This is a genomic window from Paenibacillus sp. MMO-58, assembly GCF_037146255.1.
Classification (GTDB): Bacteria; Bacillota; Bacilli; order Paenibacillales; family Paenibacillaceae; genus Pristimantibacillus.
This window is the reverse complement of the sequence record NZ_JBBCVY010000008.1, coordinates 83,282-96,137: the sequence shown is the minus strand read 5'-3', so window position 1 is coordinate 96,137 and position 12,856 is coordinate 83,282. Positions and strand designations below refer to the sequence as shown.

The following is a 12,856-nucleotide window of genomic DNA, read 5'->3' as shown; positions in this document are numbered from 1 at the left end:
TTTCTACTTTTTCTTTTTCATTGCCAAAAAATAGGAAAGTATTTTGGGATCATAAAGCTTCTTATCTCTTTCCATAATCTCAATTGCTTTGTCTCTGCTTAACGCTGGTGCATACGGCCTATTTGATGTTAACGCGGAAAACGTATCTGCTATGGCTGCTATTCTACCGGCTAACGGAATCTGATTACCAACTAATCCCTTTGCATATCCCGATCCGTTGTAACGTTCGTGATGATACTCAGCTATATCAACAATCAGTTTTGGTAATCCCATTGCTTGTAGAATATAAACACCTGCAGTAACATGTACACTTAAGGATTTTCGTTCTTCGTTGCTAAGATTAGAATCCCCCTTAAGAATGCGATCAGATATACCCAATTTCCCGATATCATGTGTCAAGGATCCAGCAAAATACAAAAGTACATTTTCTCGATCAAAGTGGCTTGCTAGTTGAGTGGCATAACGAGCCATATTAGCCGAGTGCTCCGCGGTTAAGGGATCTCTCACCTGCAAACAATAAAACAATGCCTGAATAACCTTTAACGTCTCAGAGCTCTTTTCTGCTTGTCTCCATAATGACAAAAATTCATCGATATCTTGGCTGCTTTCCATCTGCTTCTGAATCAGTATCTTCCCCTTCCTTTCTGTTAGAATATTTGTTCTTAGGTATCTAAATCCCCCTACTTTCACTACATCTAGCATTTCGAATTCCTGTTCTTCGCTGCATTCAGCATGAAGAATACTTGTATATATATTAATATACATATATTATAAATGATCTGGATAATTTCTCCTAGCATTTGAATTATCTTTTTAAAAAATACACTTCTTGAACAGCCGGAATTAGTAGTGGTTCGTCGTCTATTAGGCGTCCGATTCCTTTATGGCTTGTGCTAATAATTGCTAGCACGGAAGGACCGACAATTGTCTGGTCAATGGTTCGCTGAATTTCTTTGTCTGTTCCAGCGTTTAATGTTACGGAGCAAGATACATGGTATGTCGTACTTATAGTGCAAGAGGTTGGTTTAACGTTCAAATTTACAATCGTATTTGATTCCCAGTCAGCATAAACTAACTCATTTATGACTACAGAAGAGCCTTCCTGTAGTATGCTTCCTTCTATTGCTTTATTTGCAGCATTTAGCCCCATATTGACTTGTAGATAGTGATAAAACATATCTTGAGCGCTCAATCCGGGCGTAGAGGTGTCTAATTTAAAATAACCTTTGGATAATTGTATTTCATCTATTGAGAGTGATGCAGCATGGACGGCTCGATTCAAATCATTCTTTAACTTATTTTGAGTCTTTGAAAGATTAAGATAGTCCAACACGATGACTAAGAATAAAATGCAGCATATTAAGAGAATCAAACTCATCAGCATAATAGCAATTCCGCCACGTTCATTCCCTAAAAATTTAATGAGTCTTTTATTCATACTTTTCACTTCTTCCTTCTCCTTCTAGGTAGAAGTATCCCTTCTCTTCTTCTGGAACTACATGTAAAAAAGCCATGACTCTATTAAGATCAGTTGCAGGATACTGAATCACAAGTTTTACGGTCGGGTCAACATCATCTTTAAGAACTTTAGTCATTGTGCTGCCTTCAAATGAAGGATACGTCTTTCCGTTCTTGTTCACAATAGGATATCCTAATTGTGTAAGCTTTGTCTCGGTATCTGTAATGATTGCTTGTGAGAGGTAACCTTCCGTTTGCATCATTTGAAGTGCTCGATCTTTAATGTCATCAATCTTGCTTTGTCGGTTCAAATAAGAAGCGTAGAGGATAACCATAAAAGTACATGCTAAAAAAGTCGGTAATACGATTAAGAGAATGATTAAATCGGTAATCCCTTTTTCATTGTTAAGCGGTTGTTTTAAATATCTCAACCTTTTCCACATCTTTTTCACTCCTTTCAGACAACATACAAAAGGGGGCCTTGCCCCCTTTTAATCATAATCACGGTCCTGGTTTGTACCCATACGATCGCACATCCGATTTTAAGTTATCGTATCCTTCGATTATTGTGTTGTTTACACCGTCATCCGATAGAAAGACCCATGAAAAAATGCCAATGCAAATGATAGAAACAATAATTATTAGTGGTAACTTTTCCATTGATGACCTCTTAACGGAATGATGTTATTACGGCATTGTTTGCCCTGTTCCTGGCGCAGTACTTCCAGAATAATTGAAAGTACCTGCTTTTGTATTAATTTTTGTTGCTCCCGAATTTAGACCATTATTTATTCCACTCGGATTATTAAAAATCCAAAAACCAATGCCTGCGCCAATAATACAGATAATAATGATTAACGGTAACTTCTCCATTTCATAACTCCTTTAAATGTTTTTATTATTTTTCCGGATGGTTATGGCATTACTTGTGTTGCTGATCCTGGTGCTACGCTGCCGGAATAATCAAATGTACCCGCTTTAGCATTGATCTTTGTTGCCCCAGAGTTAAGGCCTGCGTTGACTCCACTCGGATTATTAAAAATCCAGAATCCAATGCCTGCGCCGATAATGCAGATGATAATAATTAACGGTAACTTTTCCATTGTTTTCTCCTCTCAATCGCGTGATGTTGCATCTTCAATTGTGTGCTTAAGGTTAATTCCACCATTATCTATGCCTTTACCTATCCCATTAGGATTATTAAACACCCAAAATGCGATACCCGCCACGATGATGCAGACGATAATGATTAACGGTAGTTTCTCCATGGTACGCGTTCTACTCCTCTCAATGAAAACGAGAACAAATCAATCCCATTGGATTTTTATGTGAAGCTAAGTCTAATCCAAACAGGATTATCACCACCTCCCAAGATTAGTTTAAGCCTCTTTCGTTGCCTTCCCCTTTCCTAGAATGAGCCTTTCATCATTTCTATGAAGCTTCTATACCATGGCAGCATAACTAAGACCGCTGATGCTAGAAATGGTATTAATATAATGAAAGTTACACGAAGCGGGCTACCTTCAATTTTCTTTTTTTCTTGAAAATCTCTCATGTTGTCGATATTTCGTATTTGTTGATCAAATAGGACAATGATTTTATCATCGGAGGCATTCCAGCTAGCAAGTAAAGTATTTGTTAAAGGCAATACCTCTGTAATCCCTATCTGATCCCCAAAATGAATAATGGCGTTTCTTGGATCATTCATCCAATTAATTAAAAGTTCATCCACAAACGGCTTAATGACCTTAGATGTCCTTCCAGCCCTTCTAATTGCATAATATATTGGAATGCTTTCCGTAATACATACAACTAGTCGATGTGAAAATTTAACAATTTCTGCTGTTAGAATGTCCCTTCGTCTCTTAACGTAATAAATTAGGATGAAACCAGGAGCTAAGTAAGCTGTAACAACTACTCCTAAAAATTGAAAGATCGGAAATGGTAATGGAAAGCCTGCCAACAGGTTTTTAATGGTATAAAGGATGAAAAACAATAGGCCACATGTTAGTGGTGCCGATATCTGAATGAGCCGAAAATGAAAGATTTGGATACCATATGGATTCCCTGCTGCCTTCAATCTACGAATTAACTTGTAATTGGCTCTTTTGGTGTTCTCTCTTTTAATTGAAGACTCTATGTAATCTTGCATACTCTGCCGGCGTTTATTACGTCCCGATGGCAATCTAATTCTATTTCGAAATTTGACCAATTTGGTTAAAGGCATGATTGTAGAAATCGCACCAATAGCGAAAACCATCACTATCAACCACATTGTCCAATCCATACTCATGATCGCGAACACCTCCTTACAATTTTTTTCTTCCCATTTGCATAGCGCCAACAAAAGATAGGAATAAAATTAAGACGCATAGTGAAACGATTCTTATGCCAGATGGGTCTATGAAATAGTAATATCGATTATTCGGATCCATTTTGATATTGAAATATACAACGAACACGGATAAACCAACCATGAGTATTGTTCCCCATTTATAAATGTGAAGCAGTTTTATGCGATTTTCCTCGTTATATACAGCATTCTGCATCTCGCTTATCAATTTGAATAAGGAAGAAGTTATATCCACGCCCGTCTCCAAATGAGTTATGAGAATATCTGCGAAATAATGTGCCCAATCGTTACCGACTCGATCAGCGAACTGAATCAGAGATTCATCAGGTGGCTCTCCTGTTTGTAGATCCATAATCAGTTTGTTCCATTCGCTCATAATCTCAAGAGGGACAGTACGAGAAGCTTCGTAGATGGAACTGTGTAAGTTTTCTGACTCTGAAAAATAACCTATGAAATTCTGAATAGTCGGAATCATGACTGAGGACATCGCCAAATTTTTTTTTTGATACCTCGACCAAGCCCACAACAAAGGTGTTGTTCCAATAATGGCTCCGACTAGTGCATTGTAAAAAGGAGCCGGCATCACACGATAACACACGAGAAATATGATAACTGCAATCAACCCACAAAACAGAAGCAGCGTGCTAAGGGATATTTTGATTTCTGCAACGCTTAGTTTTTCCTCTATTTTTAAATAAATAGGATGCGACTGTAACCCTATTTTTGATTTAGTATTTACCCTGCCTTTTAGCTTTCTCTTCTCATAGAAACGATTTCTCCGAAATACAGAAACCCAAACAGATAATTTTTCTAAGAAAGGGCCAACTATAAGCAGAACGCCTATCGCAAATACAATGAGGAACCCAACCTCTATTATGTTCATTTAATAAACTCCCATTTTCGAGAATTCTGCTGGATCAGCTCCGTGAGACATCAAGTGTTCCATAAACTCTTCACTAAGCTTATTTCCGGTTCTTCTCCACTCATTGCTCTTTGAATCCCATAAGAAAATTGGTCTCATTTCAATATGCCCATTAGGATGTGGTACAACTTCGGTTATTTCAGTCATGACACGCCTATTTTTATATTCATTGACTTTCACAAAACGCTGAAAGATGATGATATTGAATGCACGTCCTATTCGAAGTCGTAGATCATTATCATCGTGATTTCCTCCATCTTGCTTTACCATATCCATAAGATCGGAGATAATCATGCTTCGATATTTGGAATGTATACACATCATGGTATCATGACCACGTAGAGCAGCTTGCACTCCTTGTGCAGCTTCTGCACCACGTGCTTCTCCAATGACTATGCGAGTAGGACTTTCACGTAATAACGTGATAAAACCCTTCGCCATTGTGATCCCTAATTCTGGTACTGATTGAAAAGGTACTATATTTCCATTTGGAATTCGCTCATCCAAACTCATTTCAAACTCAGTTTCCAGTGTTAGTATACGCTCAGGCTCTGGTATTTCTTTTGTTAAGGCATAGAGTGTTGTAGTTTTCCCCGTAACTGTTCCACCTGCAACAATAATTGAAGCATGATAACGGACTATTAGTTGAAGGAATAGCATCATTTCTTCACTCAATGTTTCTTTTTCCACTAAGGTAGACAAGCTAGGGTCTTTAAGAATAAAGTTCCTAATTACAATAGTAGGGAACGCTGAGAAAGGAGCTTGCGTCATTGTAAGGCGTGATTTATTGAACATATACGTGTGACAGATAGGACTCTGTTCATTGATACGCGCACGTCCATATAAGGCTAATCTTTCTTGGAGTCGGATGACATCTTCTCTTGAGTCAAACATACGTTGATGTTTTACCGCCACTCCATCTTTCATCACATATATTCTGGTGTCATTAACTTGTACTTCTTCTACATCCTTTGCTTTATACAAATCTTCAATGTAACCGGCGCCAACAGTTAAGGCAAAAACTGTATCTGATAAGCTCATTTTTTCTTGCAGCTGTCCATTTGTAGCAAATAACATTTTTTCGTTTATGATTTGCTTAATAATTGCTTTTACCTTTTCTTGGGCAACTGGATTCCCAAGACCCGCATGGTGGATCATTTCTTTATGTTCTTCTTGCTCTTCTGCTGTTCCATCTGGCGATTTTAACTTCTCTTGTACAATTCGAACGACTTCTCCAATCGTTTGATTTGAATAACCTTTTATAGTCTGAACTTTTTGTTCATTTTTCTCTGATTGTAAATGTTCAATAATGCTAAAGTTTCTTCTCTTCTTACGTATTTTTACTGTTTGCATTATTCTTCCTCCCCTTATATTCGAAGAAACCGACGAATATTAAATCTCCCGTTGCTGTGTAGAGAGGATTTTCTATCGCTTTCCAGAGCGGCTAATTCTAAATTTGATTTTTTAGCTAGCCAGTTACATAAGGCTAAAATGTCTGCCTGGAAATCCGCTGCATCTACACTTTCGTTAAGATATAACGGTTGGCCATAATTAATTGCCTTAATCCCAGCACCTTTATCAACATTATGAATGCGAGTAATGATTTTCGTTCCTATTGATTTCTCTATTTGAAAACCTTCCATCGTAGTCTTAGTATCTCGATTCAGAACGAGGCTAAATTGAGTCTCAGTAAGACCATAGTGCTGCCATACACTGTTATACCAATCGTTCCACGAAGATTGATAACTAGTAATAACAGATTGCACAACGATGATACGTTCGTTCGCTTCTTTTATACATTTAACCGTAGCCGCCTGATCCGGATATGTATGAACATCCGCAATCACATAGTCAAAATGTTTACGAGCAACTAAAAGCAAGTGTTCGATTTCTTCTACAGAAATCTTCTCGGCCCATTCTCGACGTTGAAGACCTGTTAAAATAAATAAGTTGTTTATTCCCTTTATTTGATCACAAGCTTTTTCTAGTATGCCTTGTTCAAGAGTTCCGGCATCGCAGTCCGCTTGAATAAGGTTATAACCCTTATTGCTCGTAATGTTTAAGTGGTCTCTAATTTCGGGACTCTTCAAGTTCAAATCCAAGAGTAAGATTCTTTTTTCCGGTAATCGTTGAGCCATACATATTGCAGATGATATAGCTATTGTCGTTGATCCATCCTTTGTTGCTGCAGACATGAACGTAACTAAACGCCCTGACTCTGTCTTCAGACTGGTCTCACTATGACCAAAAACACGAATCATTATTTCATTAGTAATATCTCTTCTGCTTAATGCTCCCTGTACAAGAACAATATTAAGGTCGAGACATACCCGGTTCATTATTTCACGATACAGTGAGTCTGTTTGTGAACCGGTAAAAACAATGATTTTTGTTGACATTGGCACGGATGATCGAATCATGCTAAGCCATTCCCATGGGTACCTTTCACCAAATATCTCTTCATGAATTATCAAATAATCAAGAGAATGACCGATTTTCCCAATTGTTTTGGAATATTCCGACTCATTGTACGCAAAGGCACAATCTATTGTAGTTGGAATGATTTCTCCAATTTCTTCAGCTAATTGCAGGTTAGATAATGCTACAAGTATTTTCACTGCGCTTCTCCTCCTTCCTGTTGAACGGATTGATTTTGAGGTTGATTACTTTGATCTTGATGAGAATTCGTAGGAACAATAGTTCCGACCGGTTGGATAAAATTAGGCAACGCTAATTTTATTGCGCCCTCTTTTTGCCCCTCAGCAAATTTAGAATATTGATCATCATTCATAATGAATGTAATGTAAGCCGGTTGTGCCAGCGTCTCTTGTCGATATCGCTCTATATTCTTTACATCACGTTGATCAGCGCTTAATGGTAATGAGAAACTGTTATTCACTGTTGAAGTGTCTTCAATTTCTTTACCTTCTTGATCTTTTATGTACGCAACTGTTAAACCTGAAATCAATTTATCGTTATATACTTTCTTTGCTATTACAACTGAGTCTCCCGATGCTACTTGTTCAGAATCTATTTCACTACCACTTGCATCGTATAGCTTAGGTTCCGTATATTCGACCCAAACGTCTATCTTATCTCCACGACGAACCATGTTATTTACAGCAGTTACGAAATCAACTTTAAAACCGATATATGTTTCATCTGCAGCAGGATAAAGAGTATTCTCACCAATTTTCCAAGAAAGAACCTCTTCCATTTCCCCAATTGGTACAATCGCACGCTTCCCAACAATTTGATTCATATCTATGATTGCATTTGGCATATGCTGCACCGTTGGTATAGATACTTCTTCCAACATATCTGAAGTTATCAGCTCACCTGCCTGAATCATATGAACAGGCCTTATTGTCTTCATCATCGTGACATCTAGCTGGTAACTTTTCATGAACTTAACAAAAAAGACACAGCTGCCAACTATTAAGATAAGCCCGATGATAATTGGACTCCATTTTTTCATCGTTTTCTCACCTTTCACTCCTACTTGTGGTCTCTAGTTGCTTTTTCATCTTCAAGTGACTTTATCTGTTTAAAAATCGCTTTAAGTTTGGCGCCGATGCCATACTGTTTTCTAATGATCTGATACATTTCTTTCGCTATAACTAACCTGGCCATTGTTTTGAAAGAACTAGCTAGGTTGTTTTTCAGTTTGGCATCGTCCCATGCCATCTTCCCGTTCCACAAATGCTTTATAACTACCGTTCCAAGTTCAGGAACAAATGATAGGACTGGTAGTAGAACTGCTTCCTTCCACTCAGAATTATTAATATGCTTATTCCATCGATTTCCGATCACACGTATAGTCTTGCCCTCATATATTTGCTTTAGTTGATCGATTGTCCGGTAATGAAAACTTAATTGAAGGGGATCTCCGTCGGCTACAACCCAAATTTCATCTGACATATTAATTATTTTTTTACAATGCGGATCACCATGCCTGGAAGAAATATCGCAGAGTGTAATTGGAAAGCGATTGGCCGCAAGTAAAAGCATCATGTTCTGTTCCTCGGTCCAGTTATCAATTGGTTCTATACTTGAAGTTATCCAAGTTACTCCTGAACTGCTCCAGGACTTCTCCTGTTTAACCGTTCCATACCGTTTTATTTGGTCGGCCCATGACACCCAATCTTTTGGTGCATTCTTCTCACCATGCATAAGGTCATAATATGTTGACCCTCGATCCCCAAAAACTGGTTCTAAAACTGCTACGGGTATTTTATTTTCCCCAAGCATTCGAGCAAAGTTAGATGTTACAAAAGTTGCTCCTGCACGAGGATAAAGGCTAACAACAGATACCAGCTTAGAATTAAAATGAATCGGTACATGTACTTTGACAATTTTCTTTTCAATAATGATTCGTTCTTTAATTCGTGCTAGTTTTTCCTGCTGTTCAGATGCAGTAGTTCTACTCTTCTTTAATATCTGTTGTTCTTTTATTTCCTTATTTTTCGGTACAGAATCCTCATAGTTTGGAGTATCAATTGGAATACTTTGTTTGTTAGAGTCGATGTCTATTGTTAATGCCTTTTGATGTTCCCCTTTACTAATGTCTTCTTCAGAATTACACCATTCGATTGGGATTAGTTTATCTGTTTCTGATACAGTGACTGATGATGTAGACTCATCCTTTTTAGGACTATCGGTAACCTCCAAATTATCCTCTGCCGCTATTACTACTGATTGATCAACTATCCGCTGTATTTCAGCTGCTTTAATTGGCTGCTCAACTTGTGAATTTTGTATATGAACTTCATCAAACGCTGGACGTATTGACAAGTTCTTTTTGGTACGTATAAGTTCGTCTAATACACCTGTATCTAGATCGTTGTAACTGAGACAAATATTCCCCTCTTCCTCAAGTTTCTTGATGAGTTCATCCGACTCTCGATAATAGATAAGCAATAAAGTTGTCTCAGGATACTCCTCTTTCGCTGCCTTATACGCCTTCAATAAGTCTTGATCCGAATGAACAACTGTCTCAGGCATGATAATATAATCAGCTCCACCTGCAGCTCTCCATTGTGGTATGAAGAAATCCAATGAATCTAAGGTGCGAATAAAACGTCCTGTTTCAGTGGATATTTCTGCATCAATCCACTCAACGAAATCCTTATCGTCGCATATTAAGAACAGCCTTTTCATCATTTCACCCCAAATCTTATAAAATGGATATATATATACATATTAATTAATATACATATATCTATATTGCAATTTCCGTGAACTCGATAGAGTTGATATTTGCGCTTTCAGGCAGTTCTACAGGTAAGAGCAAATAAAACACCTCATTTTCTAATATGAGATCGGCTAGTCCTATAACACGCCGGTCATATGCTCCTTTTCGATACCCTGTAATCTGAATGGGGATATCTATTCTCCCTTCAAAGGTTGCAATGGAAACCATCTGCATCCATTTGAAAGTTAAAAGACGTGTATCGTAAACTACCGAAGTATGTTCTCCAAATGACAGAAAAGATTTTGAACCTGATTTATAGGCCTCCACTACTTTCCCCACTGCTCGAACGATCATTTGAGCAGGTGGATTATAACTTTCCCTCACTTTTGCATAACATTCCTTCGATAGTTTCATTTTATTCCGCTGAGTTTTTGTCTCAATTCCTATCTGGCTTATGAAATTACAGATCTCATTAAACCGTAGCATGACGTCAACTAATTGTTGAAACTGTGAACTATCAGTTAATAACTGAATTCTCATTGTGTACATTATCACAAACGCATATTCCTCCGCTCTTTATGTACGAGGCGTCTTATTGTAGATCATAGTATAATTTTTTCCCGTTCTTATAAGTAAAGAATGATTGTCGCAATGGCTTGGAATCGTTGTATAAATCAGTATCCATCACGTACCATGTAAACTGAGAGGCTCCTTCTTGCTCCATTATTTTACTTGCCAGTAGCGCCTTCTCATCGGACGAAACCAAACATACTAATACGGCTCCTGTTTCCTGTGTGGTTATTAAACTTTTAAAGAAACTAGCTTGGTACCGAATCGTTTTTATCCATTTTTCATCCTCACGATGACAAATTAGATAAAATAACTGATTTCTTCCATTTGGAGTTTTAAGCGAGTATTTAGCCATTGGTACCTGTTGTTCTTGTTTATCCTTAGAAGTCAGAGTGGGATGAAATTCAAAATGAACCATGTCAAAATTGCTTTTCAATTGACAATACAATTCATTAGTTGCAATGTATTTCATTCGGTAAAGCATACTAGCCGGTTTGGGATTTCTCGGGTCTCGATGACCTAGCTGCATTCCAAATTGGTATTTGAGTATATCTGCACCACTAGCTCCTAATTCATAGAAGCTCGGTTTATTTTGCTCGGGCCTTGAATAACTTGACCATTGTATCTTACGAAGCAAACCGTATTTGAGTAATCGTTGAACTCTTTTCCTGGTTGTTTCTTTGCGATTACTATCTTGGAAAAATAACTTTTCAATTTGAGACAAAGTCATCCAGCGGTGTACAAAAACAAATTTTACAATTTCGATGTCTCTTTGTGTTATCCAACCATGCTCTATTTTTTGTGCGATATAACCAAATTCATGACGTGTCAATTTATCGAGCTGAGTCACATAAGCGTATGGATCATCCATAAGTGACTTTTCCTCAACGACTGTATGTTGAGCTTTAATCAGTGGAGATATGAGATTGTCCATACTTGATTATCTACTCCTATCTTATAGTTCATGAGGGAAGTCCACAATTTTACAACTAATACGTCTTTTTTGAACGCTTACGTTTTTAATACGGACGGAGCATGTTTTTCCTACTAATATATTATCCTTTGGGATCTTATTCTCAGCAGGGAACCATGCTAGTGCATCAACGCCAGGAGCGAGTTTCACAAATACACCTATGTTATCTACAACTCTCGTAATGGTACCAGGATAAAAATTCGCTACTCCATAATGATCCGGGACACGATTCCAAGGATCCTCTAACAATTCCTTCCGAGAAACACGAACATGCTTTCTAGCACGATCGATATGAGTAATTTTCACGGTTAATTCTGTACCAAGTGGAATGAGACCACGTCCCGACACTGTCCAATCGTATTCGTAATCTTGAATTGGAAGAACACAGATAACGCCTTTAATACGGACGTAAATACGCTGATCCTCAAAACCAGATACGCTTCCAGTAACAATGTGATCAACATCAGCAGTCTCCCAGAACTCTTCTTGCAGCTCTTCAAGCGCTTGAACTCTTGATAAAAGTACAATGCCTTTTTCTTCGTCAAATACTTTAACATCTTCCCCATATGTACCTAATTTGCTTACATCAAGAACCATGAAATCGATTTTGTGGTCGATAAAACCAACGAGTGATCTATATTTTTGTTTATCAAATTGAGATTCAAAAATAAGTCCCCTTAACCCATTATTTAAAGCAATAACGGCAACTTGCATTTTTTGGCCAAAGGGAGCATGGTTTTCTACACCAATAACTGTACCTTGGTGTATTGATTTACGACGTAAAGATAACTTATATTCTTGTATTGGATTAGATACTAAAGCTTCATTCATTTGGTTTTCCTCCCTTTTTTTACATACAGGTTATAGCAGGTTTCTGTTCCATCAATCAAACGCAAGCCGATCAATTCTACCGCACCTTCTGTAACGTCCATAACTTCAATCCATTTTCTTTTGAAGTGATAATTTATAACTGTCTCCGATTTATCAGTTTCCCAAGACAGCCTATATATTCCACTCTCAGCTGCTGTGACTTTTTTTAAATCAATTTCTATAGTTATACGATTTGAAGAAATACTATCTCCGTTCAAATCAAGACTATCTAGTAAAGAACGTACTGTATTATTCCTTTTTGACCACTCTAATAACAATACCGGTTGTGTCTTTTGCATATGTAAGATTATCTCGAGTATTGGAACGGAATTGTATACGTATAAGCTCTGATTATAAAATGTCTCAATTTTTTCAACACTACACTTTGGATGGGTAAGGATGAAATCTAATTCTTTGATAATGTCTGAATCATTTCCCATTGCTAACTCCTTCCTTGGATTCTTATATATATATTAACTAATATATATGTATATATATATCATAGTGTTGAGCAAA

General features: G+C 37.5%; 16 protein-coding genes. All 16 read right to left on the bottom strand.

What is annotated here, in order from left to right; translation table 11 throughout:
- Positions 1 to 3 precede the first annotated feature (3 nt).
- The 16 genes from WFJ73_RS22395 to WFJ73_RS22320 all read right to left on the bottom strand — a co-directional run bounded on the left by WFJ73_RS22395 (position 4) and on the right by WFJ73_RS22320 (position 12,780).
- Entirely contained in the window at positions 4 to 702 is a 699-nt protein-coding gene (locus tag WFJ73_RS22395; protein ID WP_336775177.1) for an HD-GYP domain-containing protein, read from the bottom strand.
- Between the two features lie 103 nt (positions 703 to 805).
- On the bottom strand, positions 806 to 1,447 hold the full coding sequence (locus tag WFJ73_RS22390) for a hypothetical protein (RefSeq protein WP_336775176.1): 642 nt from the start codon (positions 1,445 to 1,447) through the stop codon (positions 806 to 808).
- A complete protein-coding gene (locus WFJ73_RS22385) occupies positions 1,431 to 1,901 on the bottom strand; it encodes a hypothetical protein (RefSeq protein ID WP_336775175.1) in 471 nt (156 codons plus the stop codon). The genes WFJ73_RS22390 and WFJ73_RS22385 overlap by 17 nt, the downstream gene beginning before the upstream one ends.
- Positions 1,902 to 2,145: 244 nt before the next feature.
- Positions 2,146 to 2,331: a hypothetical protein gene (locus WFJ73_RS22380; RefSeq protein WP_336775174.1), complete on the bottom strand. Its 186-nt coding sequence runs from the start codon at positions 2,329 to 2,331 to the stop codon at positions 2,146 to 2,148.
- A 41-nt stretch (positions 2,332 to 2,372) separates the two neighbouring features.
- Entirely contained in the window at positions 2,373 to 2,561 is a 189-nt protein-coding gene (locus WFJ73_RS22375) for a hypothetical protein (RefSeq protein ID WP_336775173.1), read from the bottom strand.
- Between the two features lie 12 nt (positions 2,562 to 2,573).
- The gene (locus WFJ73_RS22370) at positions 2,574 to 2,726 is read right to left on the bottom strand and encodes a hypothetical protein (protein WP_336775172.1); all 153 of its coding nucleotides are present in this window, start codon (positions 2,724 to 2,726) and stop codon (positions 2,574 to 2,576) included.
- Between the two features lie 140 nt (positions 2,727 to 2,866).
- Positions 2,867 to 3,751: a hypothetical protein gene (locus tag WFJ73_RS22365; protein WP_336775171.1), complete on the bottom strand. Its 885-nt coding sequence runs from the start codon at positions 3,749 to 3,751 to the stop codon at positions 2,867 to 2,869.
- A gap of 16 nt (positions 3,752 to 3,767) precedes the next feature.
- Positions 3,768 to 4,694 (bottom strand): type II secretion system F family protein, encoded by a 927-nt coding sequence (locus tag WFJ73_RS22360; protein ID WP_336775170.1) that lies wholly within the window; start codon positions 4,692 to 4,694, stop codon positions 3,768 to 3,770.
- Positions 4,695 to 6,086, bottom strand: a complete 1,392-nt coding sequence (locus tag WFJ73_RS22355) for an ATPase, T2SS/T4P/T4SS family (protein ID WP_336775169.1) — start codon at positions 6,084 to 6,086, stop codon at positions 4,695 to 4,697.
- A 14-nt stretch (positions 6,087 to 6,100) separates the two neighbouring features.
- Positions 6,101 to 7,351: an AAA family ATPase gene (locus tag WFJ73_RS22350; protein ID WP_336775168.1), complete on the bottom strand. Its 1,251-nt coding sequence runs from the start codon at positions 7,349 to 7,351 to the stop codon at positions 6,101 to 6,103.
- Positions 7,348 to 8,211, bottom strand: a complete 864-nt coding sequence (locus tag WFJ73_RS22345) for an SAF domain-containing protein (protein ID WP_336775167.1) — start codon at positions 8,209 to 8,211, stop codon at positions 7,348 to 7,350. The genes WFJ73_RS22350 and WFJ73_RS22345 overlap by 4 nt, the downstream gene beginning before the upstream one ends.
- A 20-nt stretch (positions 8,212 to 8,231) precedes the next feature.
- Positions 8,232 to 9,896, bottom strand: a complete 1,665-nt coding sequence (locus WFJ73_RS22340; RefSeq protein ID WP_336775166.1) for a hypothetical protein — start codon at positions 9,894 to 9,896, stop codon at positions 8,232 to 8,234.
- A gap of 58 nt (positions 9,897 to 9,954) precedes the next feature.
- Positions 9,955 to 10,476: a hypothetical protein gene (locus WFJ73_RS22335; protein WP_336775419.1), complete on the bottom strand. Its 522-nt coding sequence runs from the start codon at positions 10,474 to 10,476 to the stop codon at positions 9,955 to 9,957.
- Positions 10,477 to 10,519: 43 nt separating this feature from the next.
- Entirely contained in the window at positions 10,520 to 11,431 is a 912-nt protein-coding gene (locus tag WFJ73_RS22330) for a replication-relaxation family protein (protein WP_336775165.1), read from the bottom strand.
- 21 nt (positions 11,432 to 11,452) lie between these two features.
- Positions 11,453 to 12,301, bottom strand: a complete 849-nt coding sequence (locus tag WFJ73_RS22325) for a S1 RNA-binding domain-containing protein (RefSeq protein WP_336775164.1) — start codon at positions 12,299 to 12,301, stop codon at positions 11,453 to 11,455.
- Complete coding sequence (locus tag WFJ73_RS22320; RefSeq protein ID WP_336775163.1) at positions 12,298 to 12,780, bottom strand: hypothetical protein; 483 nt, start codon at positions 12,778 to 12,780, stop codon at positions 12,298 to 12,300. Before WFJ73_RS22320 ends, WFJ73_RS22325 begins: the two co-directional genes overlap by 4 nt.
- Positions 12,781 to 12,856 lie beyond the last annotated feature (76 nt).

Excerpts from the sequence above, each read along its gene's own strand:
- WFJ73_RS22395 (WP_336775177.1), bottom strand. The coding sequence starts at position 702 with ATGCTAGATGTAGTGAAAGTAGGGGGATTTAGATACCTAAGAACAAAT.
- WFJ73_RS22385 (WP_336775175.1), bottom strand. The coding sequence starts at position 1,901 with ATGTGGAAAAGGTTGAGATATTTAAAACAACCGCTTAACAATGAAAAA.
- WFJ73_RS22380 (WP_336775174.1), bottom strand. The coding sequence starts at position 2,331 with ATGGAGAAGTTACCGTTAATCATTATTATCTGTATTATTGGCGCAGGC.
- WFJ73_RS22375 (WP_336775173.1), bottom strand. The coding sequence starts at position 2,561 with ATGGAAAAGTTACCGTTAATTATTATCATCTGCATTATCGGCGCAGGC.
- WFJ73_RS22370 (WP_336775172.1), bottom strand. The coding sequence starts at position 2,726 with ATGGAGAAACTACCGTTAATCATTATCGTCTGCATCATCGTGGCGGGT.
- WFJ73_RS22365 (WP_336775171.1), bottom strand. The coding sequence starts at position 3,751 with ATGAGTATGGATTGGACAATGTGGTTGATAGTGATGGTTTTCGCTATT.
- WFJ73_RS22360 (WP_336775170.1), bottom strand. The coding sequence starts at position 4,694 with ATGAACATAATAGAGGTTGGGTTCCTCATTGTATTTGCGATAGGCGTT.
- WFJ73_RS22355 (WP_336775169.1), bottom strand. The coding sequence starts at position 6,086 with ATGCAAACAGTAAAAATACGTAAGAAGAGAAGAAACTTTAGCATTATT.
- WFJ73_RS22345 (WP_336775167.1), bottom strand. The coding sequence starts at position 8,211 with ATGAAAAAATGGAGTCCAATTATCATCGGGCTTATCTTAATAGTTGGC.
- WFJ73_RS22340 (WP_336775166.1), bottom strand. The coding sequence starts at position 9,896 with ATGATGAAAAGGCTGTTCTTAATATGCGACGATAAGGATTTCGTTGAG.
- WFJ73_RS22335 (WP_336775419.1), bottom strand. The coding sequence starts at position 10,476 with ATGTACACAATGAGAATTCAGTTATTAACTGATAGTTCACAGTTTCAA.
- WFJ73_RS22330 (WP_336775165.1), bottom strand. The coding sequence starts at position 11,431 with ATGGACAATCTCATATCTCCACTGATTAAAGCTCAACATACAGTCGTT.
- WFJ73_RS22325 (WP_336775164.1), bottom strand. The coding sequence starts at position 12,301 with ATGAATGAAGCTTTAGTATCTAATCCAATACAAGAATATAAGTTATCT.
- WFJ73_RS22320 (WP_336775163.1), bottom strand. The coding sequence starts at position 12,780 with ATGGGAAATGATTCAGACATTATCAAAGAATTAGATTTCATCCTTACC.